Origin of the sequence: Enterobacter sp. K16B, from assembly GCF_020216105.1 — a bacterium.
GTDB classification, from domain to species: domain Bacteria; phylum Pseudomonadota; class Gammaproteobacteria; order Enterobacterales; family Enterobacteriaceae; genus Enterobacter; species Enterobacter sichuanensis.
Map to the genome: position 1 here is coordinate 1 of NZ_JAIWJZ010000088.1, position 22,006 is coordinate 22,006.

A 22,006-nucleotide genomic window follows, 5' to 3' on the forward strand; every position below is an offset into this window, starting at 1 on the left:
CGTGCGCGACCCGAAAAACCCCAAACCCGCGGGCTATGTTCCCGCGCCGCCCGGCACCTGGAATGTGCACCTCCAGGCGCATGACGATCTGCTGCTGGTGATCAACGCCCGGGATCTGTTTGCCGATGCCCGTTTTGCCGACGAGAAGGTTTACTACACCCGTCAGGTGGGGGAGACCGTCAGCGACGTGCAGGACAAAGGCTGGAGCGCCGGGCTGCGCGTGTTTGATATTTCCACGCCGGACAAGCCGCGTGAGATCGGCTTTCTGTCACTGAGCGGCATCGGCATTCACCGCATCTGGTACGTCGGCGGGCGCTGGGCCTATGTGTCCGCGCTGATCGACGGTTTTACCGACTACATCTTCCTGACCATCGATCTGGCCGATCCGCGTAAGCCCGAAGTGGCAGGGCGCTGGTGGCTGCCGGGGATGAATCAGGCGGCAGGGGAAAAGCCTGACTGGCCGGAAGGCAAACGCTATGCGCTGCATCATGCGATCGTCGCAGGCGATACCGCCTACGGCAGCTGGCGCGACGGCGGTCTGACGCTGCTGGACGTGAAAGACCGCACCCAGCCGACATTAATTAGCCATCGCAACTGGAGTCCGCCGTTTGGCGGTGGGACGCATACCGCGCTGCCGCTGCCCGACCGCGATCTGCTGGTGGTACTCGACGAAGCGGTGCTCGACAATCAGCAAGACGGCGAGAAGCTGATCTGGCTGTTTGATATCCGCGAGCCGGCAAACCCGGTCAGTATCTCGACATTCCCGCAGCCGGATGAGAGAGACTACGTGACGAAAGGGGCACATTTCGGACCGCATAATCTGCATGAAAACCGGCCGGGGAGCTTTGTCAGCTCAACGCTGATTTTTGCCACTTACCAGAATGCTGGCATACGCGCGTATGACATTTCCAATCCGTATCGTCCGGTGGAAACCGGTGCGCTGGTGCCTGCCGCACCTGAGAGGATGATGGACACGCGGCCGAATCGCCCGCAGGTGATCCAGTCATGCGATGTGTTTGTGGATGCGCAGGGGATTATCTACAGCACGGATTATAACGGCGGGCTGTCGGTGATTGAGTATCTGGGGTGAGGGTTTGCCCGGTAAGCGCAGCGTCACCGGGCAAACGGTCTCAGCTGTACTGACGCACCCGTGCCACCAGCTCTTCCACGCTGTCGATGCGATCGGCAATCACAATCAGCGCCTTGCCGAGCGTAATCGCGTGGCGTAGGCATTCGTGGCGCATGGCGTCATCCGCGATGGTGTCGATATCCGCAACGTGTGAAAGCCCTACGCTGCGGCGGATCAGCTCGGTGCCACTGAAGCCAATGGCATCGTGCCAGACTTTTTTCAGAAACGCGGAGGCATAGCCCGGTACGCTCAGCGCGGCATCGCGCGTTTTCTCATGTGCCAGCGCCTGGAAGCGTTCCGCGAAGGTGTTCCAGAGTTCCTGAATATCGGTCAGCCGCTGCTCGCGCGCGGCGGCGGCATCGCGAATGCCCAGATGCCCCGGCAGGCCGCAGAAATTGAGCAGCAGGTTACCGATGGCGGTACCCACGTCAAAGCCAATCGGGCCCACGTAGCCGAACTCAGCGTCGATGGCCTTCAGGCTGTCTTCCGCCACGAATATCGATCCGCTGTGAATATCTCCGTGCAGCAGCGCTTCGGCATGCGAGAAGAAGCGATGCTTGAGTGAGGCCACGGCAATTTTTAGCTGGGCGTCGTCGCGGAGGGCGGCGACGTCGCTTTCCAGCTCGGCCGGGTAGCTGTTGCGCGCATGGATCTGGTACGGATCGTTGAAGAACAGATCTTCCGTGATCTCGCACATCTCAGGGTTAATGAACTTCGCCACCTGCGCTTTCTTATCGTGCGGGTGCAGGTAGAAATCGCTGGTGTGGAACAGCGTGTGCGCCAGGTATTCCCCCAGCTGACGTGCGGCCTGCGGGTAGTGATGATTTTTAATCAGCTCGCCGCGCCAGATGCGATGGCTGGAGAGATCTTCCATCACCATCACCGCCAGCTCCGGGTCGTAATGGTGGATTTTCACGGTGTGCTGCGGGCTGTGCCGGTAGTGCTCGACCAGCGTTTGCGCCTCCAGGCGCGCGCGGTCCAGCGTCAGCGGCCAGGACTCGCCGACGCAGCGCACGTAAGGGAGTGCCTGCTTAACGATGATACGGCTCACGCCCTGGGCATCGTAAATTTTGAAAACCAGATTAAGGTTACCGTCGCCCACTTCCTGCGCCTCTACCAGCGATGAGGGATTATCAAGGCCGCCAAACTGCCTGGCATACTCCACGGCGTCCTGGGCGGTAAAGGTACGGTATTGCGACATTGCCTGCTCCTCACTGATTTTGCGAATAAAGACATGTAGACGTCTATACATCTGGATTTCATCCTGACACAATGTGCTACAACAACGCAACAGGGAATTAACGACATGCAGACAATACAGACGACCAGCCTGCGGGTGACGGATAATCAGCTCTTTATTCTCGACCAGCAGGCGCTTCCGCAGGAGAAACGCTGGCTGGACGCGACAACGGTAGAGGCGCTGGTGGGGCATATTCATGCCCTTCGCGTGCGCGGCGCGCCGCTGATTGGTCTCTCTGCAAGCCTGCTGCTGGCGCTGTTGGCCGAAAACGGCAAAAGCCGTGATGAACTGGCGCTGGCGCTGGAAACGCTGCGCGCCTCCCGGCCGACGGCGGTTAACCTGATGAACAACCTCGACCGCATGAAGCTGGCGCTCTGGCAGGAAGATTTTGTGCCAGCGCTGACGGCGGAAGCGTTGCGTCTGATTGATGAGGATAAACAGCTCTGCGACGCCATCGCGCGTGCGGGCAGTGCGCTGGTGAAGCCCGGTAGCCGTCTGCTGACCCACTGCAACACTGGCGGTCTCGCAACCGCGGGCGTGGGGACCGCGCTCGGCGTTATTGCCCGTGCGCATCAGGAAGGCAACGTCAGCAACGTCTGGGTGGATGAAACCCGGCCGCTGCTGCAGGGGGGCAGGCTGACCGCATGGGAGCTTGGCGAGCTGGGTGTGCCGTATCAGCTTATCACCGATTCCATGGCCGCCAGCCTGATGGCGAAAGGGCAGGTCGACGCTGTGTGGGTAGGGGCCGACCGCATTGCCGCCAACGGTGATGTGGCGAATAAAATTGGCACCTACTCTCTGGCGGTGCTGGCGAAATTCCACGGTATTCCGTTCTACGTTGCCGCGCCGCAGACCACGCTCGACCCGGCCTGCCCGAACGGGGACGCGATCCCCATCGAGCAGCGTGCCGCCAGCGAAGTGACGGGCGTGGCGGGAAGCTTTGGCGCGGTGCAGTGGGCGCCGGAAAATGCACGGGTCTATAACCCGGCCTTTGACGTTACGCCTGCCTCGTTGATTAGCGGCTGGGTACTGGATACGGGCGTGGTCACGCCGGAAGCGGTGGCAAACGGGAAATTCGCCTGACTCCGGCTATCCTTTAAGGGGTTCCCCTGAGAGGACAACATCGTGACGCTCGACCCTGAGACAGATTTAAAACTGGAGCGCGTGGTGGATGCACCGCGCGACCTGCTATGGCTGTGCTGGACTACGCCCGAGCACATCAAAAACTTCTTCATTCCTGCACCCCATAAGGTGACCGAATGCGATCTCGATCTCCGCGTGGGCGGGCGGTTCAACACCGTGTTTGAGGTGGACGGTCAGCGGATGGATAACCGCGGCGTCTTTCTGGAAATCGATCCTGGCAAAAAGCTGGTCTTTACCGACGGTTATACCGAAGGCTGGAAACCGGCCGAAAAGCCGTTTATGACGGCGATCCTGTTGCTGGAAGATGTCGGGGAGGGCAAAACCCGCTACACGGCGATTGCGCGGCATCCAACGAAGGCGATCCGCGAGCAGCATGAGCAGATGGGCTTCCACGAAGGGTGGGGGATTGTGCTGGATCAACTGGTGGGGTATGTGAAGGGGCTTAACGCGTAGGGTGCGCTGGTTCCCTCACCCCGGCCCTCTCCCACAGGGAGAGGGAGCAAACACTAAAAAAGGCAGCTATAGCTGCCGTTTTGCTTTCACCTATGCCAGACGAGGATACGCATCCGCAATCGCATCCCCGGTAAACTGCGCCACCCAGCCTTCCGGGTTGTCGAAAATACGGATCGCGGTAAAGTTCGGCTCTGAACCCATATCAAACCAGTGCGGCGTGCCCGCCGGCACGGAAATCAGGTCGTTTTTCTCGCACAGCACCTGATACACCTCATCACCAATGTGCAGGCAGAACAGCCCGGCACCTTCTACAAAGAAGCGCACTTCATCTTCGCCGTGGGTGTGCTCGTTCAGGAACTTCGCGCGCAGCGCCTCTTTCTGCGGGTTGTCGGCGCGCAGGCTGATCACATCCCAGCTCTGGTAACCCTTCTCCGCCACCAGCTTATCGATCGCATGCTGATAAGCTTCGATCACGGCTTCAGGCGTGGGGTCCTGTCCTAAATCCCGATCGGCCGCCCAGCGTTCAAAGCGCACGCCTTTGGCGTTGAGCTGTTGGGCAATTTCGTCCGCGTCGGTGCTGTGCCACTGATGCTTACTGGCGTCTTTATCAGAGTAAATCGTTAATGCGCTCATGAAGGGATCTGCTCCGGGTTAATCTCGTCAAACTGGTGAACCTGATGATGGTGGCTTGCGCCGTCATCATCACCGCGAATCAGCTGCAGGGTGCGAAAACCTGCCTGTTCAGCCGCGTCCAGCTCCTGATGAATATCTGACAGGAACAGGATCTGCGATGGCGAGATGCCCGTTTGCGCCGCAATGTTCTGATAAGACTGTACTTCACGCTTGGCGCCGATATGGGTATCAAAATAGCCGCTGAACAGATGAGTAATATCACCTTCGTCGCTGTAGCCAAATAACAGTTTTTGCGCTGCGACGGAGCCAGAGGAATAAACATAGAGATCAATCCCTTGCGCTTTCCATTTTTCCAGCGCAGGGAGCACGTCCGGGTAGAGATGGCCGGTAAAGTCGCCATTGACGTATCCGTCGTGCCAGATAATCCCCTGCAGTGCCTTCAGCGCCGTCGATTTGCGGTCTTCATCCATAAAGGTAAACAGGGTGTCGATAAGAGTGCTGACGCTGGCGTGCGGCGCGTCAATTTCATCGCGCAGGTTGTCCAGAATGGATTTGACCGGCTCGGCGTACTGCTGAGCGGTGACGAAGGCCGCCAGACGCTCACGCGCATAGGGGAACAAAACATCATGGACAAAACGGATATCGCTGGTGGTGCCTTCAATATCCGTCACAATTGCGCGAATCATACCTTCTCCAGTTGTCGTAAACGCATTTCGCATTCAAATAAGAATTCTAACCCTTCAAGATGACGGCGGGCCTCGGCCACATCGCGTCCCCAGCAGGTTAAGCCATGACCGCGCAGAAGAAAACCATAATTAAGCGGGCGTTCCTGTGCGTAATGGGCGATTCGCGAGGCGAGGGCGTCGATATCCTGATCGTTGTCAAACACCGGAATGGCCACCGTATCCAGATGGCTGGTTTGCCCGGTGAGGGATTTTTGCATCTCGAAGCCGCTGATGTTGAGCTCAGCTTCTTTCACCAGACGCGACAGCACCGTGGCGTTAACCGTGTGAACATGCAGCACGGCGTTGGCTTCCGGGAACAGACGATAGATCAGGGTGTGCAGCCCGGTCTCCGCCGAGGGCTTGCGGCCAGATGGCGCGCGGTTGGTGGCGATCTCCACCTGCAAAAAATCCTCTGTTGTGAGGCTGCCTTTGTCTTTTCCGGATTCACTGAGCCAGCACAGATGTTCGTCCTGACGCACCGACATATTGCCGCCGGTGGCAGGCGCCCAGCCTTTGGCCCCGATCCAGCGGCAGGCGTCGACCAGAGAGGTGAGTTGCGGGTTGTCTGTCATTGCCTTGTATCCTCCCGGACAGGAATATGAATAGCATATAGACGTCTAAGCGTCTTGATTGCCAAAGACTAACATCGTGTTATAGTGGCGGCAACATAAGTATTACAAGCAGGCACAACACAATGAGCACTAACGCATTGATTCCGCAGAGTAAGCTTCCTCAACTGGGGACAACCATCTTTACGCAGATGAGCGCCCTGGCGCAGCAGCACAATGCGATTAACCTTTCGCAGGGGTTCCCGGATTTTGACGGACCGTCATATTTGCAGGCGCGCCTGGCGTACCACGTCGCACAGGGGGCGAATCAGTACGCGCCGATGACCGGCGTGCAGGCGCTGCGGGAGGCCATTGCGGACAAAACGGCTGAGCTATATGGCCATAAGCCTGATGCAAATACTGACATCACGGTGACGGCAGGGGCTACCGAAGCGCTGTATGCGGCGATCACGGCGCTGGTCCGCACCGGCGATGAGGTGATCTGCTTTGACCCAAGCTACGACAGCTACGCGCCGGCGGTTGAACTCTCCGGCGGCGTGGTAAAACGGGTGGCGTTACAGCCACCGCATTTCCGTCCTGACTGGCAGGCGTTCGCTGCGCTGTTGAGTGACAAAACCCGCCTGGTGATCCTGAATACGCCGCATAATCCCTCGGCGACCGTGTGGCAGAAGGCCGATTTCGCCGCGCTGTGGCAGGCTATCGCTGAACGCGAGATTTATGTTCTAAGCGATGAAGTGTATGAGCACATCTGCTTTGCAGAGGAAGGGCACGCCAGCGTGCTGGCCCATCCGCAGCTTCGCGAGCGGGCTATCGCCGTGTCGTCATTCGGTAAAACCTATCATATGACCGGCTGGAAAGTGGGCTACTGCATCGCGCCGGCCGCCATTAGCGCGGAGCTGCGCAAAGTGCACCAGTACCTGACGTTTGCCGTGAATACGCCAGCCCAGCTGGCGCTGGCCGATATGCTGCGCGCTGAACCTGGACATTATCGCGAATTACCGCATTTTTACCGCGAACGTCGGGATCTGTTTGTCTCAGCGCTCAGTAAAAGCCGTCTGGAGATTTTGCCTTCGGAAGGGACTTACTTCCTGCTGGCTGACTACAGCGCGGTTTCCGATCTGGATGACGTCAGCTTCTGCCAGTGGCTGACCAAAGAGGTGGGCGTGGCGGCGATCCCGTTATCGGTATTTTGCGCCGATCCCTTCCCGCATAAGCTGATCCGTCTCTGCTTTGCGAAACAGGAATCGACGCTGCTGGCGGCGGCAGAACGTCTAAACGCGCTCTGATTATTTTACCGTCCAGGCTTCGGAGTATCGACGGTCTGCAAAGAGTTCCAGCAGGCCGTTGATTTGTCTGAGGCGCAGGACCTCGTCGTTGTCCATCCCCAGTTCCTGACTGATTTTCTCGTCATCCCAGCCAAGCTGGGCCAGCTCGCGGACGATGTCGGACATCGCACTAATCTGGTGACGACCCCGGGCACGATTATGGCGAATGGTGGCCGCCATCCGGTCGAACTTTTTCTGCCGTTCTTTACGCAGAAAGGTGACGGGCAGGTAGCCTTTAAGCTGGCGTTTTAACACCGCCCGGTTCGAACCCATTTCGTGGCGGTGAAAGCCGTCGACGATTTCATAATGTTGAGTACCGCTTTCCGTTACCACAATGGGCTGGGTGAAACCGTCCAGCTCCAGTGATTTGCAGAGCAGCCGTTTTTCCGGCGGCGCGACGTTATTGGGGTTGTAATCGTTCGCGGTGATATCGTCCTGTTTAATCCACAGCACGCAGTCGACAGGCTGCTCACGGAAAGGGCTATTTTCATGAATGGCCTGACGAAAGGCGTTGATGGCTTCAATGCGTTGGTCTTCGGGAAGAGACTGAAGATAACGTTTAATTTCCTGAATCAATCGTTGCTGCATAATATTCCCCACTCCTTGCGTTTTGACTTTATCCGTTCGCTGTAACGCTGATAATGCTTTGGTTTATTAGGACTGAATGAAAGCGCCCGACACCAGTAGTCATTATTGAGTAATACCTTACACACGCGTCGCCAGGACGGAATATCTTTCGCCCCGATATCGCCTTCCTGCGTGTCGGGAATATCGGCCATGCCTCTCTTCTGATACCAGTGCAAATAAATCGCGATTTTATTGCGGTAATGTTCCGCCGTCATTTGCGGCATGCTGTCGAGCAGCAGCAGGGCGTATTCACGCCAGCTGAGCGCGTCGGGTTTCAGAATTTTGCGGTGGCCATAAAAATGATTGTCCTGCCCGGCATAGACGCCACCGCAGTGAACGCCCGCCACACGCTCGCACATCGCCGCCCAGCGCTCGGGCTCCACGACGTGATAGAGCCACAACCCCTGGCGCTGCTCGGGGCCGAAGGGTTCACAGATGCGCATATAGCGCGGGGGGACGCCCGCCTGGAACATCAGGTCGTAAAGCGGGTTATAGCATCCGCCCGTTTTGGCAAACCATGTCCAGATATCAGCGGTTTTCCAGTCATAAAGCGGATAGATATACCAGGCGTGGCCGCCAGGGGCGACGGTGGTCCAGGGTTTGTCATCGGCAAAACGCTGCTTTCGCGCATTGGCGATGGTCAAAAAACGGTTGTAGGATTCATCGGCGCGAATACCGACCATCATTGCCGCCGGGCGTCGTTGGGCATACCAGTCGGAAAAGGCGCGGACAAAGGCTTCAAACGTCATGCCAGGCTGGTAGAAATCGAAGTAAGCCGGATCGGTAATCGCCTCTGCAGGCGGCTGGCGCACCCACTGTTTCCCTGGCTCCCAGCATTGCCATTCTGGCTCGAATTGTGTCAGAGCATTTTGCGTGGTGAGGGGGAGCGCAACCCACCAGTATTGTTCAATCACGTCGGCGTATTGCGCGAGCATATTATTTACATGCTGAATGGTATAGGTAAACTGCGCTTCCCAGTCGATAAAAAGCAGATGAATTTTTCTCCCCATTTTGCGGGCCTGGCGGGCCGTTAAATGCAGCATAATGGTGGAATCTTTCCCACCTGAAAATGAAACACAAACTCTGGGTAGATTCTCAAGCGTCCATGTTATGCGGTCCTCCGCAGCCTCCAGGACATTTTGATTGAGCGGATACTTATACATTGACATAACCAATCTTCTCCCTGGATATAAATACCGGATGGGTGTCAATTAAGGTGTGAGGATAATAGTAGTGAAAAACAGGAGCAGGTAAATGAAAAAGAGAAAAGTTTTTATTATCTATAAATGAGGATTATCTGTTTATAAAAGAAAAAGGGCTGTGTGAACCCCAGCCCGAGGTGTTTAAATTTCCGCAACTTGTCCAATAAAGGTCGAGAAAATCGAGCTGTTAAGGGCAGAGCGGTTATAAATCATGAACACATCCACAGGGGGAAGCATGATGGGGGCGTGCAATCTTTTGAGCCGCATTACGTCTTTGTATTTTTCAAATAATACTTCGGGCAAATAACCAATGAGATGCGAGGCGCTAATCATGGCGAGGATCGTGTATACGGAATCGCAACGGAAACCAATGTTTTTCTCAGCATGCACCTTCGCCACTTGTGACTGGTAGTTCTTCACGCCAGCTTCCTCGCTGAGGAAAATCGTAAATTTCTCTTCCTGAAGTTCCTCCATCGTCACAACGTCCTTCATGCGCGGGTGATCCTGACTGCATACCATAACCATCGAATAGCTTGCATAAGGGACACACACCATGGAACGGTTGTTAACCGGCGCCATAGAAAAAATAAGATCCGCTTTCCGGTACGCCAGCAAGTCTTCTGCGGAATCAGCAGTCAGCAGCATATCGTGAAGCTCTATCTCGTAGTTATGATGTCTCATCAAGAGTTTAAGCGGGGTAATCAGGTTTTCCGTCGTCAGGATTTGCGGACTGTAGACGATAAAATTCTTTTTAAGTGCAGACGCATTCATAATGTTGATTGTCTGCTCAAGCTGATTGAGGTTTTGCTCAAGATGATGGTGAAGATTGACACCCACCGTGGTGGGCGTAATTCCTTTCCCCGAACGGATAAAAAGCGGATCGTTGAGCTGGTTACGCAGTCGCTGCAGCGATTGACTGACGGCTGACGGAGTAATGTACAGCGTTTCTGCTGCCTTGCTGATGCTAAGATGCTGGTAGATACATTCGAAAATGACCAGCAGGTTGAGATCGAATTTTTTAAGGTCGTAAAGGTTTGCCATGTTTCATCCTGAGTGAGCTGCGTTGCGTTATCACATCAATGATAACTATAGAACTAAGTTAACTATTTACCATCCGTGATAGTTAACTAACTTAATTGTTATTCAATGCGAACTTAATATATCACGAACGTAGATTAATGAAATAGAACTTCAATTATGATGAAGATATTTTTATCTTTAAAAACGCAGATAAAATTGAATAAAAATAGTGTCGTTTATATATCGACAAGTAAATATCACTCATTTCTATTTTTCACGCCGGATAAGAGGGGCGTGCGTGAAAAAGGCCGTTTGGTAAAACCTATCACAGCCATAGATACGATTACCCCTTTCGCGCATTGCTCTGGGTCTGTACGGGTGCTGTAATCAGGAGGCTGTTACGATCCTGATATAAAGGTAAGTAGAGCGCAACGCAACGCCAGTGTAACTGGCACTGAAAGTTCCTGTGGAAAGTTCAGGTATCAGGGCCGCCCACCAGGGCGGCCTTTTTACTTTCGGGCTTTTGTTTATTCAGTTCTTAACGTTGTCTTGATTGGGTTGTTAGGTTTGGCTGATTGATTTGATAAAGCATACGCATTAGCCCCGATGGATAAAGTTGGTTACCTTACATCTCAACGAAAACACGGAGGAAGTACAGATGTCTTTGATTAATACCAAAATTAAACCTTTCAAAAACCAGGCGTTCAAAAACGGTGAGTTCATTGAAGTCACTGAAAAAGATACCGAAGGCCGCTGGAGCGTGTTCTTCTTCTATCCTGCTGACTTCACCTTCGTTTGCCCGACTGAACTGGGTGACGTGGCAGATCACTACGACGAACTGCAGAAGCTGGGCGTAGATGTCTACTCAGTGTCTACCGACACCCACTTCACCCACAAAGCATGGCACAGCAGCTCTGAAACCATCGCCAAAATCAAATACGCGATGATCGGTGACCCGACTGGCGCCCTGACCCGTAACTTCGACAACATGCGTGAAGATGAAGGCCTGGCTGACCGCGCGACCTTCGTTGTTGACCCGCAGGGCATTATCCAGGCTATCGAAGTTACCGCTGAAGGTATCGGCCGTGATGCTTCTGACCTGCTGCGTAAAGTGAAAGCGGCTCAATATGTTGCTTCTCACCCAGGCGAAGTCTGCCCGGCGAAATGGAAAGAAGGCGAAGCGACTCTGGCGCCATCTCTGGACCTGGTCGGCAAGATCTAAATCTGTAAAGCCTGGCGGCGCTGCGCTTGCACAGGCCTGCAGTATCGTAGGCCGGGTAAACGAAGTGCCACCCGGCAATCAATGGGCGCACCCGCGCCCATTTCATTCCAGCACCATGATGCAAGTTGCATTCAGGCCGCCCGCAGAAAGGCTGCTTGCATGATGACGTTTTAAGAGAGGGAAGAATAATGCTCGACACTACGATGAAAACCCAGCTCAAGGCCTACCTTGAGAAACTGACCAAACCTGTTGAGCTGATTGCCACGCTGGACGACAGCGCGAAATCGGCAGAAATCAAGGAACTGCTGGCAGAGATCGCTGAACTGTCGCCAAAAGTGACGTTCAAAGAAGACAATTCCCTGGCTGTCCGTAAGCCTTCTTTCCTGATAACCAACCCAGGCTCTGATCAAGGGCCGCGCTTTGCCGGTTCCCCGCTGGGGCATGAATTTACCTCGCTGGTGCTCGCGCTGCTGTGGACCGGCGGCCATCCGTCGAAAGAAGCACAGGCGCTGCTGGAGCAGATCCGCGATATCGACGGCGATTTTGAGTTTGAGACCTATTACTCACTCTCCTGCCACAACTGCCCGGACGTGGTGCAGGCGCTGAACCTGATGTCGGTTCTGAACCCGCGCATCAAACACACGGCTATTGACGGGGGTACCTTCCAGAACGAAATCACCGATCGCAACGTGATGGGTGTTCCGGCAGTGTTCCTGAATGGGCAGGAGTTTGGCCAGGGGCGTATGACCCTGACGGAAATTGTCGCCAAAGTGGATACCGGTGCCGAAAAACGGGCTGCCGAAGAGCTGAACACGCGTGATGCGTATGATGTCCTGATTGTCGGTTCTGGCCCGGCGGGCGCGGCGGCGGCGGTGTACTCCGCACGTAAAGGGATCCGTACCGGCCTGATGGGCGAACGTTTTGGTGGTCAGGTACTGGATACCGTGGACATTGAAAACTATATCTCAGTACCGAAAACCGAAGGTCAGAAACTGGCCGGGGCACTGAAAGCGCACGTCAATGATTACGCCGTGGATGTGATCGACAGCCAGAGCGCCAGCAAGCTGGTTCCGGCCGCGGTTGAAGGTGGCTTGCATCAGATTGAAACCGCCTCCGGCGCGGTGCTGAAAGCGCGCAGCATTATCATTGCTACCGGCGCGAAATGGCGCAACATGAACGTCCCGGGCGAAGATCAGTATCGCACTAAGGGCGTGACCTACTGCCCGCACTGCGATGGTCCGCTGTTCAAAGGGAAACGCGTGGCGGTGATCGGCGGCGGTAACTCCGGCGTGGAAGCGGCTATCGACCTGGCGGGTATTGTGGAACACGTTACCCTGCTGGAGTTTGCCCCGGAGATGAAAGCCGACCAGGTTCTGCAGGACAAAGTACGCAGCCTGAAAAACGTCGACATCATCCTGAACGCGCAGACCACGGAAGTGAAAGGTGACGGCAGCAAGGTAACCGGTCTGGAATACCGCGACCGCGTGAGTGGCGATGTCCACAGCGTAGCGCTTTCGGGGATCTTCGTGCAGATTGGCCTGCTGCCAAACACCACCTGGCTGGAAGGGGCGATTGAGCGCAACCGTATGGGCGAAATCATTATTGATGCGAAGTGTGAGACCAGCGTGAAGGGCGTATTTGCGGCCGGCGACTGTACCACAGTGCCTTATAAACAGATCATCATCGCCACTGGCGAAGGTGCGAAGGCGTCCCTGAGTTCATTCGACTATCTGATTCGCACCAAAACCGCATAAAAAAGTAAGACGACACCTGCAATAGCAAGAGGCCACCGGAAGGTGGCCTCTTTTTTTATCTGACAACCATCACCGGAATGTGCGTGTGGCGGATCACGCTGGAGGCGTTCGACCCGAGCAGATGCGTGGTGATGGACGGGTTACGCGAACCGATGACCACCACGTCAGCTTTCAGTTCGTTTGCCAGTTCGTTTACCGCATCACGCACGCTGCCAAACCGGACGTGCGTTTTGATGCGTGAAGGGTCGATGCTGAAATGGCCAACCATGGTTTGCAGGCGCGTTTCCGCCTCGTGCTGCAAATGCTCCTCAAAGCGACGCACATCGGCGGCGAAGCGGTGAAGGCTCAGGCTGGCGGAGCCTGGCAGCACGTGCAACAGATGGATTACACCGTCCTGCTGCGCCAGGAACTCGGCATGGCGTACGGCCTTGTCGCTCAGCTCCATCTCAAAAACATCAACCGGCATAATGATTCTCTGATACATACCCGTTTCTCCTTGTTTATAAACGCTGAACTCATTCAACCACAAAATAGTCATGGTTTCTGTAAGCGCCTCGTCAGTTTTCTTATCTCGCCAGGAAAAATCTCAAAAGGCCTCTATTCCCGGGCAGACCTTCAGGGGTAGCTACCCTTATACACTTACCTGGAACCTTTCGGAGGTCGCATGAAAGCACTTACGTATCACGGTCCGCACCATGTTCGCGTCGAGAATGTCCCTGACCCCATCATTGAACAGCCCGACGATATCATCCTGCGCGTTACGGCCACGGCGATCTGCGGCTCCGATTTGCATCTCTACCGTGGCAAGATCCCGAAGGTGCAGCACGGCGATATTTTTGGTCACGAATTCATGGGTGAAATTGTTGAGTGCGGCTCAGAGGTGAAGCAGCTGCAGAAGGGCGATCGCGTGGTGATCCCTTTTGTCATCGCCTGCGGAGATTGTTTCTTTTGTCGTTTGCAGCAGTACGCGGCCTGTGAGAATACCAATGCCGGACAGGGTGCGGCTCTGAACAAAAAGCAAATCCCCGCGCCGGCAGCGCTGTTTGGCTATAGCCATCTCTACGGCGGCGTGCCGGGGGGACAGGCGGAATACGTGCGCGTGCCGAAAGGTAACGTCGGGCCGTTTAAAGTCCCGCAACTTCTTTCTGATGATAAGGCGCTGTTCCTGTCGGATATTTTGCCCACGGCCTGGCAGGCGGCAAAAAATGCGCAGATTGAAAAAGGCTCAAGCGTGGCGGTTTACGGTGCCGGGCCGGTGGGGCTACTGACCATTGCCTGCGCACGGCTATTAGGGGCCGAGCAGATCTTTGTTATCGATCACCACCCGTATCGGTTGCGATTTGCCGAGGCGCGTTACGGTGCCATCCCCATCAATTTTGATGAAGATAATGATGCCGCGGAAAAAATCATCGAGCAGACCGCCGGCCAGCGTGGGGTTGATGCCGTGATTGATGCGGTAGGATTCGAAGCGAAAGGCAGCACCACGGAAACGATCCTCAGCAATCTTAAAATTGAAGGCAGCAGCGGGAAAGCGTTGCGTCAGTGTATTGCGGCCGTTCGCCGTGGCGGGGTGGTCAGCGTACCTGGCGTGTACGCCGGGTTTATTCATGGCTTCCTGTTTGGCGATGCCTTCGATAAGGGGCTGACGTTTAAGATGGGCCAGACGCACGTTCACGCCTGGCTGGGCGAACTGTTACCGCTGATCGAAAAAGGGCTGCTTACGCCGGAAGAGATCGTCACCCATTATCTCCCCCTTGCGGATGCGGAACGCGCCTATAAAATTTTCGAAAAACGGGAGGAGGAGTGCCGGAAGGTGATCCTGGTTCCTGGCGCCGAAACGCCCGAGGCGGCGGAACAGCAGGTTAAAGGGCTGGTAAATGCCTTTCCGGGTGGGGTGGTGTGAGGTGACTCATCTACCAGTGGCGCTCCAGATAAAGCACCGCCGTGACGATAATCGCCACAAAAATGAGAAAAATAAGCGTGATAACCCCTATCTCACTCATGACCGTCCCCGCGGCACCAAAACAGATTAAGCGTGGATTAAGGCCATTTTGCGCGATATAGGAAATTAGGGTGAATTGGCGGAAAGAGGATGCGACTGCATCCTCTGTGCAACGCGGGGCGCGCTTGTTCAGAAGGGGTTAACGCAGGTAATCGCCCGCCGCTTCTGGCTGGTAGAGTAACGCCAGGACTTCCAGATGGGTTGAGGCGCCGCCCGGTAATTCCCAGTGGATGGTATCCCCCGTGCGCAGCCCCAGCAGTGCGGCCCCTACCGGTGCGAGGACAGAAAGCTGAGTGCTGCTGTCCGTCATCTGCGCCGGGTAAACCAGCGTGCGGGTCAGCTCTTCACCGGTGGTCAGGTTGCGGAATTTTACCTGGCTGTTCATGGTGACCACGTCATGGGGCATTGACTCAGGCGTGCACATTTGTGCCCGGTCGAGCTCCTCATTCAGGGCGTCTGCCACCGGCAGTGAGGCAAATTCTGCTTTTTCCAGCAGTCTGTCGATACGTTCTGCGTCGAGCTCGTTAATGATAATGGTTGGTCTGGACATTTTTACTCCATGTCGTTAATGCTGCGTGTTACGCAGAAACTGATCCAAAAGAAAACCCTCGCCGTCTGGCAGCGAGGGTTTAACTCTCCCGATGATACTGGCTGAGCGCATAAGTTTGAAGTGATGAAGGTCACATTCATGGTCCATATGAATTTTCGTTGAAATTTATTCAGTCTCCCTTTCCGCTGGATTGCGTTACGCTGAGCGTTCTGAACCGGGGTCTGGTGCGAAGCGCCATGCCCACCAACGAGAGAGCACTATGTACTTCTATCAACCGTCTCAGGGGCACGGCCTGCCGCATGACCCGCTGAATGCCATTATTGGCCCACGTCCTATCGGCTGGATCTCCTCATCTGATAAGGCCGGTCAGTTGAACCTCGCACCGTACAGCTTCTTTAACTGCTTTAACTATCGTCCGCCTATCATTGGTTTTTCCAGCAACGGCTGGAAGGACAGCGTGCGTAATATTACCGAAACGGGGAATTTGTCTGGAACCTGGCCACGCGCGAACTGGCTGAAGCGATGAACCAAACGTCCGCGATGCTTCCGCACGACCGGGATGAGTTTACCTTTTCCGGATTGACGCCGGCGGCGAGCCAGCTTGTTAAGGCGCCGCGCGTGGCGGAGAGCCCGGTGAATTTTGAGTGTCGCCTGTCGCAGTGCATTCAGCTGACCGGCGCCGACGGTACGCCGGTTGATACCTGGCTGGTGCTGGGGGAAGTGGTCGGTATCCATATTGCCGAATCACTGCTGGAAGAGGGGATCTACCAGACGGCGAAAGCGCAGCCCATCCTGCGTGCGGGTGGGCCGACGGCGTACTATGGCATCAGTGATGAAAACCGGTTTGATATGGTTCGCCCGGGTGCGGGTCAGTAACCGGCCTTATCTACCACGAATTGTTTACCGCAGTTACCCGGATGTGGCTGCGGGGCAAATGACGTCGCAGACAGCGGGTTATTAATGGTCGCTGCCTTGAGTGAAATCTGCATTTCGGTCAGATACGCCGGATTGCCATTGCAGGTGAGCTTGAACGCTTTGACGTTTTCCTTGCCCCAGCTTTTGGCAACGGCGCGGTCAAAGTCGCTACGGTTGACGGTTTTCCCGTAGTTATCGGCGAGGAATTGACCGACAGCGCTGCTTTTTACTTCCTGATTCATCCGCACCATCGTGCCGAAATAGGCATCGGGATCAAAACCAAAGCAGACGCCATGTTTGGCATACTCGTAACGCTCCAGGCAGGAATTACCGCCTGCGCCCGGCATCACGCTGTTAAGCTTTGCGGCACCGGACAGCGACAGTCCGGTTTCGGCGGCGGCACATTTGCGGCTGGCCTTCGCTTCCGGCAGGTTTGGGATTGGGCGCGTGGCGCAGCCAAAGCGCATCCATCGACGTTCATCCACGCCGCGGGCGGCAATCGATTTCGGCAGGCCTGGCCAGAGTCCGTGAACGGTCAGAAAATCGACTTTATTGTCGGTCTCTTTTTGCAGGCGACACTCGTCTGGTTCATTACGGTTGCGCTCGACCATGCTCTGACAAAACCCGGTTTGCCAGGACAGCGCCAGCACATAACGATCGAAATCGCCATACTGTGTTGCCTTGAGCGGTTCGGCCTGTGCGGAGAAAACACAAAGAGCAAGCGCGAATGCGCCAGACGGGATAACGATATCCTTCCTGAACATATGATTTCCTGATCGAATGAGCACAATAAATTTCTGGAAGTTATTAAAGCACAAAAAGCGCCCGCAGGCGCTTTCTGGATAGCCGTAATTTAGCTTAGGCTGCGCCGGGAACCAGCACTTCGGTGGCGATAATCACGATAATCAGCCCAACAATCACCGGCACTGAGGTGCGTTTGACCACTTCGAATGGCGAGATTTTTGCCATCCCGGCAACGGCGACGACCACGCCCGACACCGGGGAGATAGTACGGCCCAGGTTTGACGCCTGCAGCATGGGAATGGAGAGGTACGCCGGGTTAATACCGGAGGAGTGAGCCAGTTTGGGGATCATCTCCACAAAAGCGTAGAAGGGCGCGTTACCGGAGCCGGTGGTCATGGCCGCCAGCATGGTGAGCACCACCAGAACCAGCATCAGGATAATACTGGCCGAGCCGAACGAGGTGGCGATGGAGATCAGGCTCTGGATAAAGCCAATTGTGCTCAGCCCCTGGGCAAAGACGCCTGCCGCAACCAGTAGCATCACCACCCCGGCAAAGGCATCCGCCATACCGCGATACGCCACTTCCAGACCGGAGAAGACGTTTTGCGTGTTAAAACCGCGCACAAATTCCAGCATGGCGGCCAGCAGCATACAGATCACCAGAATGGTGATGATGTGCAGTTGCGGACCCCATTTGCCGTCAAAAATCAGTACCCCGATAATCGGCGTGAAGGGCAGAATGGCATAAAACGCGGGTGCGGTGGTGGTGATTTCACTCACATCCATCATTTCGTGGCTGATGTTCTCTTTCTTATCCAGATAGCGCTGCCAGAAGAAATGCGCGATACCCATTCCCACAATGGCGACAATAGAGATCGGCAACGTGGTTTTAAAAGCGAAGTCGATGAGTGACATTTCCGCTGCCTTTGCTGCCAGTACTACATCACCTGAAGTCGGGGAGAGAATTATCGCTGCCGGTGACGCGCAAATTGCCGCTGCCGCGCCACGGCTGATACCGACATTGACCATGACCGGGAACAGTGTGGCCATGAGCAGTACGCCAAGTCCGGTAGCCGACGACACGGCCAGCGACATCAGGCAGGCGAGGAAATAGGCGGCGACCATCAGCAGATAGGGCGAGTTGATGTACTGCAGGGGTTTTGAGGCAAGTTTAACGACCATGTCGTTGGCACCGATATGGGTCATGTAGGCGGCAAAGCCGCACAGCATCATGATCATCATACCCAGGTCGCCGCCGCGGCTCATGAGTAATATCTTAATGTATTCAACAATATCAGTAGCGGTGTAACCCGTACTGGTTGCGCTGGCTGGTAATACCTGATGCCCCATTATGGCGCTGATAATCAGCAGTGTTAAACCGCCAACAAATAATACGCCCGTGGCCGAGTAGCCTTTAATGATGTAGCGTGCGACACCGACAATGACGACGACCCCAATAAGGAGTTCGATAAACGTAAGCATGATTTCCCCTGTATCTTTGCTGCACTGGAGCACAAAAAAATCAATAAAATAAGAAGGATGAAAATGTGCCGAATAAATGGCCCGTTCTTGCTGATTAAAATCAATAAACAGACGACTAGAGAACGGAACAACCGCATTTTGCCATGGCCCATACATTTATGTCATGAGAGGCTTGACCGTCAGACATCGCGCAGGATGTCTTTATAATGATAACAAAATGTTAATAACCTGTGTAGTTTAGTATGTTGTTGATTAAAAAGTTAAAGAGGTAAAAAGCCTACGTAATATGGGCTTATTCGAACGTTCCCGACAGGTTTAATTAAGAATATTCCCGAAAAAAGGCCGGATAATTAGGAATAACAGCGATGCCGTTAAGTTCTGGTTCAACTATTTTATGGTAAACTTTGCCTCGAATACTAAGAATGGTAATTGCATTGTGATCGTACGTAATACTTTTTTCTCTATTTTGTTGTTTATTTTTGGGCAGTTAACGTTTTCTTCTGTTGCACAGGCAGCGGACAACGCGACGGATAAAGGCTGGTTCTCAACCTTTACGGATAATGTTTCCCAGACATGGTCGGCACCAGAACATTATGATCTCTATGTTCCGGCAATAACGTGGCATGCGCGCTTTGCTTATGACAAAGAGAAAACCGATAAATACAACGAGCGTCCCTGGGGGGCGGGGTTTGGTCAGTCGCGCTGGGATGAAAAGGGCAACTGGCACGGCATCTATCTGATGGCCTTTAAGGACTCGTTTAATAAATGGGAACCGATTGGCGGTTATGGTTGGGAGAAAACCTGGCGCCCGTTAGCAGACGAGAACTTCCACGTCGGTTTGGGCTATACCGCCGGGGTCACTGCACGTGACAACTGGAACTACATTCCGATCCCGGTGCTGCTGCCGCTGGCCTCTATTGGCTATGGGCCGGCAACGTTCCAGATGACCTACATTCCCGGTACGTACAACAACGGTAACGTTTACTTCGCCTGGATGCGTTTTCAGTTTTAACTGAAAAAACTTTACATGTTGGTGAAAAAACGCGCAGGCGTTGATTCATAAACGATAAAAATCTGCCAGTGAAAATTAACGCGACTTTAGTCACTTTTTATCAAAGATCCGCTGGACAAAAGGTCCCACAATTGATGTACTGGTAACCGACACAGCATTTGTGTCGTTTTTTAATGTAAAGGTAATTTTGATGTCTAAGATTAAAGGTAACGTTAAGTGGTTTAATGAGTCCAAAGGATTCGGTTTCATTACTCCTGAAGATGGCAGCAAAGACGTGTTCGTACACTTCTCTGCAATCCAGTCTAATGGTTTCAAAACTCTGGCTGAAGGTCAGCGTGTAGAGTTCGAAATCACTAACGGTGCCAAAGGCCCTTCTGCTGCTAACGTAATCGCTCTGTAATTCAGACGCGTCAGCAAGAATTTCAAAACCCGCTCACTGAGCGGGTTTTTTTCGTTTTGAATCAGCCAAGCAGATACATTTTCAGGAAGCTGGCCACGATCAGCACGCTCAACAACACCATTCCTGCGCTCATCAGACTCTGTTTCATTCTGTCACCCTCGTTCAGTATTGCACTCAGAGTGACAGAGAAAAATTAAGCCAACATTAACGCGCCGGCTGTTAGTGCTGACTTGCAGTGGAAAATAGCCAAAATGCGATCCCCGTCATCGCAAAGGAGCCCAGCATGTTAATGGCGATGTTCACCAGCGCCCAGCCGATACGACCTTCCTGAAAGAGAAACACCACTTCTGCAGAGAAGGTGGAGAAGGTGGTTAAGCCGCCGCAGAAACCTGTCGTAATCAATACCTTCCACATTGGGTCGATGTGCGTCATGCGGTTAAACCAGGCCAGTCCCATGCCTATGATAAAGGCGCCAATCAGGTTCGCGGCAAGCGTCCCCATAGGAATCGCCTGATGCAGCGGGTTAAACCGCATACTCAGAAACCATCGCGCAACGCTACCCGTTCCCCCACCAATAAAAACGGCTAAAAGTAGTTGTAACACGCTTAATACCTGCTATTTGATGTGTAAGAGAAGCGAGTTTAACGCCGTTTATGATGAGGGGACAAATATGTATGTTGCGGTAGGACAATTTGCGGTCACGCCTCGCTGGCACGAGAACGCGATCGCTTGCGTCAATCTGATGGCGCAGGCACAGCAAAAAGGCGCGTCGCTGCTGGTGCTCCCGGAGGCCTTGCTGGCCCGTGATGATAATGACCCGGATCTGTCGGTGAAGTCGGCCCAGCCGCTGGACGGCGGTTTTTTACAGCATTTACTGGCGCAGAGTGCTGGTAACGAGATGACCACCATTCTGACCGTGCATGTTCCCTCAACACAGGATCGTGCGGTCAATACGCTGGTGGCGATTCGTGACGGGAAGATTGTCGCACATTACGCCAAGCTGCATCTCTATGATGCCTTCAGCGTTCAGGAGTCCCGGCGGGTTGACCCGGGAGACCGTATTCCCCCGCTGCTGGAGATTGACGGAGTAAAGATTGGGTTGATGACCTGCTACGACCTGCGTTTTCCGGAGCTGGCGCTCCATCTGGCGTTACAGGGCGCGGACGTTCTGGTATTGCCTGCCGCGTGGGTCAAAGGACCGTTGAAGGAGCATCACTGGGCGACGCTGCTTGCGGCGCGCGCGCTGGATACGACCTGCTATGTGGTTGCAGCAGGCGAATGCGGCACGAAAAATATCGGGCAAAGCAGGGTGGTGGATCCGCTTGGGGTGACGATCGCCGCCGCCGCTGAAACCCCCGAGTTGCTGGTGGCGGAGATAAACGTAGACAGAATCGCGCTTGCACGTCAGCAATTACCTGTTCTTCGCAATCGTCGGTTTGCGCCACCGCAATTATTGTGATGTTTTTTTCAACAACGCTTGATTCACCTTGTTACAGATTGCTATTGTGTGCACGCGCTAAATGACCGTTAATAGATTCAGGTTTTGGCGCTGTATGCAGCCTGTTTTAAGTAAAGAAGGTATCTATGGGTGAGATTAGTATTACCAAACTGCTGGTGGTTGCCGCACTGGTCGTCCTGCTGTTTGGTACCAAGAAGTTACGCACGCTGGGTGGTGACCTGGGGGCTGCCATCAAAGGCTTTAAGAAAGCGATGAACGACGATGACGCGGCTGCGAAGAAAAGCGCCGAGGACGACATCCCGGCAGACAAGCTTTCTCACAAAGAGTGACAGCCATGCCTGAGGGCATGCGAAAAAAAACCGGCTCATGAGGCCGGTTTTTTTGTATTACTGTAAATGAA

Annotated in this window: 24 protein-coding genes and 1 pseudogene; 12 read left to right on the forward strand and 13 right to left on the reverse strand. The window is 54.3% G+C overall.

Features of this window, described 5'->3' with window-relative positions; all coding sequences use genetic code 11:
- Nucleotides 1-1,090 (forward strand): LVIVD repeat-containing protein (locus LDK53_RS15980; protein WP_225287566.1); only part of this gene is annotated, 1,090 nt, incomplete at its 5' end.
- Nucleotides 1,091-1,130: 40 nt separating this feature from the next.
- Here LDK53_RS15980 and mtnK read toward each other — a convergent pair.
- Nucleotides 1,131-2,330: an S-methyl-5-thioribose kinase gene (gene mtnK / locus LDK53_RS15985; protein WP_047958005.1), complete on the reverse strand. Its 1,200-nt coding sequence runs from the start codon at nt 2,328-2,330 to the stop codon at nt 1,131-1,133.
- Between the two features lie 105 nt (nt 2,331-2,435).
- Between mtnK and mtnA the strand changes: the two genes are divergently transcribed.
- Nucleotides 2,436-3,452: an S-methyl-5-thioribose-1-phosphate isomerase gene (gene mtnA / locus LDK53_RS15990; protein WP_045286209.1), complete on the forward strand. Its 1,017-nt coding sequence runs from the start codon at nt 2,436-2,438 to the stop codon at nt 3,450-3,452.
- A 42-nt stretch (nt 3,453-3,494) separates the two neighbouring features.
- The gene (locus LDK53_RS15995) at nt 3,495-3,965 is read left to right on the forward strand and encodes an SRPBCC family protein (protein ID WP_045286208.1); all 471 of its coding nucleotides are present in this window, start codon (nt 3,495-3,497) and stop codon (nt 3,963-3,965) included.
- A 90-nt stretch (nt 3,966-4,055) separates the two neighbouring features.
- Here the strand turns inward: LDK53_RS15995 and LDK53_RS16000 are convergent, their stop codons facing one another.
- The 3 genes from LDK53_RS16000 to LDK53_RS16010 are packed head-to-tail and all read right to left on the reverse strand — an operon-like array spanning nt 4,056 to nt 5,895.
- Nucleotides 4,056-4,598, reverse strand: a complete 543-nt coding sequence (locus tag LDK53_RS16000; RefSeq protein WP_225287567.1) for a 1,2-dihydroxy-3-keto-5-methylthiopentene dioxygenase — start codon at nt 4,596-4,598, stop codon at nt 4,056-4,058.
- The gene (mtnC, locus tag LDK53_RS16005) at nt 4,595-5,284 is read right to left on the reverse strand and encodes an acireductone synthase (RefSeq protein ID WP_047958008.1); all 690 of its coding nucleotides are present in this window, start codon (nt 5,282-5,284) and stop codon (nt 4,595-4,597) included. Before mtnC ends, LDK53_RS16000 begins: the two co-directional genes overlap by 4 nt.
- Nucleotides 5,281-5,895: a methylthioribulose 1-phosphate dehydratase gene (locus LDK53_RS16010; RefSeq protein ID WP_025756316.1), complete on the reverse strand. Its 615-nt coding sequence runs from the start codon at nt 5,893-5,895 to the stop codon at nt 5,281-5,283. Before LDK53_RS16010 ends, mtnC begins: the two co-directional genes overlap by 4 nt.
- Nucleotides 5,896-6,017: 122 nt before the next feature.
- On the opposite strand from LDK53_RS16010, the gene LDK53_RS16015 reads away from it, so the two are divergent.
- Nucleotides 6,018-7,178 carry a pyridoxal phosphate-dependent aminotransferase gene (locus LDK53_RS16015; RefSeq protein ID WP_025756317.1) on the forward strand — a complete coding sequence of 387 codons (1,161 nt, stop codon included), beginning with the start codon at nt 6,018-6,020 and terminating at the stop codon, nt 7,176-7,178.
- On the opposite strand, the gene LDK53_RS16020 is transcribed toward LDK53_RS16015, so the two are convergent.
- The 3 genes from LDK53_RS16020 to citR form a co-directional block, all read right to left on the reverse strand.
- A complete protein-coding gene (locus LDK53_RS16020) occupies nt 7,179-7,805 on the reverse strand; it encodes an IbrB-like domain-containing protein (RefSeq protein WP_095452211.1) in 627 nt (208 codons plus the stop codon).
- A complete protein-coding gene (locus LDK53_RS16025) occupies nt 7,790-9,013 on the reverse strand; it encodes a phosphoadenosine phosphosulfate reductase (protein WP_225287568.1) in 1,224 nt (407 codons plus the stop codon). The genes LDK53_RS16020 and LDK53_RS16025 overlap by 16 nt, the downstream gene beginning before the upstream one ends.
- A gap of 174 nt (nt 9,014-9,187) precedes the next feature.
- Nucleotides 9,188-10,087, reverse strand: coding sequence for a DNA-binding transcriptional repressor CitR (gene citR / locus LDK53_RS16030; protein ID WP_225287569.1), 900 nt, complete (start codon nt 10,085-10,087; stop codon nt 9,188-9,190).
- A 637-nt stretch (nt 10,088-10,724) separates the two neighbouring features.
- On the opposite strand from citR, the gene ahpC reads away from it, so the two are divergent.
- Together ahpC and ahpF are read left to right on the forward strand one after the other, a co-directional pair.
- The gene (ahpC, locus tag LDK53_RS16035) at nt 10,725-11,288 is read left to right on the forward strand and encodes an alkyl hydroperoxide reductase subunit C (RefSeq protein WP_008501015.1); all 564 of its coding nucleotides are present in this window, start codon (nt 10,725-10,727) and stop codon (nt 11,286-11,288) included.
- Nucleotides 11,289-11,476: 188 nt separating this feature from the next.
- Complete coding sequence (gene ahpF, locus LDK53_RS16040) at nt 11,477-13,042, forward strand: alkyl hydroperoxide reductase subunit F (RefSeq protein WP_225287570.1); 1,566 nt, start codon at nt 11,477-11,479, stop codon at nt 13,040-13,042.
- A gap of 55 nt (nt 13,043-13,097) precedes the next feature.
- Here ahpF and uspG read toward each other — a convergent pair whose 3' ends face one another.
- On the reverse strand, nt 13,098-13,526 hold the full coding sequence (gene uspG, locus LDK53_RS16045; protein ID WP_025756322.1) for a universal stress protein UspG: 429 nt from the start codon (nt 13,524-13,526) through the stop codon (nt 13,098-13,100).
- Nucleotides 13,527-13,706: 180 nt separating this feature from the next.
- On the opposite strand from uspG, the gene LDK53_RS16050 reads away from it, so the two are divergent.
- Nucleotides 13,707-14,945 (forward strand): zinc-dependent alcohol dehydrogenase, encoded by a 1,239-nt coding sequence (locus LDK53_RS16050; RefSeq protein ID WP_025756323.1) that lies wholly within the window; start codon nt 13,707-13,709, stop codon nt 14,943-14,945.
- Between the two features lie 10 nt (nt 14,946-14,955).
- Here LDK53_RS16050 and yldA read toward each other — a convergent pair whose 3' ends face one another.
- Nucleotides 14,956-15,045, reverse strand: a complete 90-nt coding sequence (gene yldA, locus LDK53_RS23015; RefSeq protein WP_008501020.1) for a small membrane protein YldA — start codon at nt 15,043-15,045, stop codon at nt 14,956-14,958.
- Nucleotides 15,046-15,183: 138 nt separating this feature from the next.
- A complete protein-coding gene (gene rnk / locus LDK53_RS16055) occupies nt 15,184-15,594 on the reverse strand; it encodes a nucleoside diphosphate kinase regulator (RefSeq protein ID WP_025756324.1) in 411 nt (136 codons plus the stop codon).
- Between the two features lie 259 nt (nt 15,595-15,853).
- Between rnk and LDK53_RS16060 the strand changes: the two are divergent.
- A pseudogene (locus tag LDK53_RS16060) lies at nt 15,854-16,470 on the forward strand (flavin reductase family protein).
- Here LDK53_RS16060 and rna read toward each other — a convergent pair.
- Nucleotides 16,464-17,273 (reverse strand): ribonuclease I, encoded by an 810-nt coding sequence (gene rna, locus LDK53_RS16065; protein ID WP_095450050.1) that lies wholly within the window; start codon nt 17,271-17,273, stop codon nt 16,464-16,466. The pseudogene LDK53_RS16060 and the gene rna overlap by 7 nt on opposite strands.
- Nucleotides 17,274-17,367: 94 nt before the next feature.
- Nucleotides 17,368-18,735 carry an anaerobic C4-dicarboxylate transporter DcuC gene (gene dcuC, locus LDK53_RS16070; protein ID WP_045286223.1) on the reverse strand — a complete coding sequence of 456 codons (1,368 nt, stop codon included), beginning with the start codon at nt 18,733-18,735 and terminating at the stop codon, nt 17,368-17,370.
- 394 nt (nt 18,736-19,129) lie between these two features.
- On the opposite strand from dcuC, the gene pagP reads away from it, so the two are divergent.
- On the forward strand, nt 19,130-19,747 hold the full coding sequence (pagP, locus tag LDK53_RS16075) for a lipid IV(A) palmitoyltransferase PagP (RefSeq protein ID WP_047958016.1): 618 nt from the start codon (nt 19,130-19,132) through the stop codon (nt 19,745-19,747).
- Between the two features lie 190 nt (nt 19,748-19,937).
- Nucleotides 19,938-20,147 carry a transcription antiterminator/RNA stability regulator CspE gene (gene cspE / locus LDK53_RS16080; protein WP_002439184.1) on the forward strand — a complete coding sequence of 70 codons (210 nt, stop codon included), beginning with the start codon at nt 19,938-19,940 and terminating at the stop codon, nt 20,145-20,147.
- 219 nt (nt 20,148-20,366) lie between these two features.
- Here cspE and crcB read toward each other — a convergent pair whose 3' ends face one another.
- Complete coding sequence (crcB, locus tag LDK53_RS16085; RefSeq protein ID WP_025756329.1) at nt 20,367-20,750, reverse strand: fluoride efflux transporter CrcB; 384 nt, start codon at nt 20,748-20,750, stop codon at nt 20,367-20,369.
- A 67-nt stretch (nt 20,751-20,817) separates the two neighbouring features.
- Between crcB and LDK53_RS16090 the strand changes: the two genes are divergently transcribed.
- Complete coding sequence (locus LDK53_RS16090; protein WP_225287571.1) at nt 20,818-21,606, forward strand: deaminated glutathione amidase; 789 nt, start codon at nt 20,818-20,820, stop codon at nt 21,604-21,606.
- Nucleotides 21,607-21,731: 125 nt separating this feature from the next.
- Nucleotides 21,732-21,935 (forward strand): twin-arginine translocase subunit TatE, encoded by a 204-nt coding sequence (tatE, locus tag LDK53_RS16095; RefSeq protein WP_025756331.1) that lies wholly within the window; start codon nt 21,732-21,734, stop codon nt 21,933-21,935.
- Nucleotides 21,936-22,006: the final 71 nt, after the last annotated feature.

Coding starts and splice junctions, on each gene's coding strand:
- LDK53_RS16010 (WP_025756316.1), bottom strand. CDS start 5,895: ATGACAGACAACCCGCAACTCACCTCTCTGGTCGACGCCTGCCGCTGG.
- LDK53_RS16015 (WP_025756317.1), top strand. CDS start 6,018: ATGAGCACTAACGCATTGATTCCGCAGAGTAAGCTTCCTCAACTGGGG.
- mtnA (WP_045286209.1), top strand. CDS start 2,436: ATGCAGACAATACAGACGACCAGCCTGCGGGTGACGGATAATCAGCTC.
- LDK53_RS16050 (WP_025756323.1), top strand. CDS start 13,707: ATGAAAGCACTTACGTATCACGGTCCGCACCATGTTCGCGTCGAGAAT.
- dcuC (WP_045286223.1), bottom strand. CDS start 18,735: ATGCTTACGTTTATCGAACTCCTTATTGGGGTCGTCGTCATTGTCGGT.
- ahpF (WP_225287570.1), top strand. CDS start 11,477: ATGCTCGACACTACGATGAAAACCCAGCTCAAGGCCTACCTTGAGAAA.
- LDK53_RS16090 (WP_225287571.1), top strand. CDS start 20,818: ATGTATGTTGCGGTAGGACAATTTGCGGTCACGCCTCGCTGGCACGAG.
- yldA (WP_008501020.1), bottom strand. CDS start 15,045: ATGAGTGAGATAGGGGTTATCACGCTTATTTTTCTCATTTTTGTGGCG.
- uspG (WP_025756322.1), bottom strand. CDS start 13,526: ATGTATCAGAGAATCATTATGCCGGTTGATGTTTTTGAGATGGAGCTG.
- LDK53_RS16025 (WP_225287568.1), bottom strand. CDS start 9,013: ATGTCAATGTATAAGTATCCGCTCAATCAAAATGTCCTGGAGGCTGCG.
- LDK53_RS16020 (WP_095452211.1), bottom strand. CDS start 7,805: ATGCAGCAACGATTGATTCAGGAAATTAAACGTTATCTTCAGTCTCTT.
- rna (WP_095450050.1), bottom strand. CDS start 17,273: ATGTTCAGGAAGGATATCGTTATCCCGTCTGGCGCATTCGCGCTTGCT.
- mtnC (WP_047958008.1), bottom strand. CDS start 5,284: ATGATTCGCGCAATTGTGACGGATATTGAAGGCACCACCAGCGATATC.
- citR (WP_225287569.1), bottom strand. CDS start 10,087: ATGGCAAACCTTTACGACCTTAAAAAATTCGATCTCAACCTGCTGGTC.
- mtnK (WP_047958005.1), bottom strand. CDS start 2,330: ATGTCGCAATACCGTACCTTTACCGCCCAGGACGCCGTGGAGTATGCC.
- tatE (WP_025756331.1), top strand. CDS start 21,732: ATGGGTGAGATTAGTATTACCAAACTGCTGGTGGTTGCCGCACTGGTC.
- pagP (WP_047958016.1), top strand. CDS start 19,130: ATGGTAAACTTTGCCTCGAATACTAAGAATGGTAATTGCATTGTGATC.
- cspE (WP_002439184.1), top strand. CDS start 19,938: ATGTCTAAGATTAAAGGTAACGTTAAGTGGTTTAATGAGTCCAAAGGA.
- LDK53_RS16000 (WP_225287567.1), bottom strand. CDS start 4,598: ATGAGCGCATTAACGATTTACTCTGATAAAGACGCCAGTAAGCATCAG.
- rnk (WP_025756324.1), bottom strand. CDS start 15,594: ATGTCCAGACCAACCATTATCATTAACGAGCTCGACGCAGAACGTATC.
- ahpC (WP_008501015.1), top strand. CDS start 10,725: ATGTCTTTGATTAATACCAAAATTAAACCTTTCAAAAACCAGGCGTTC.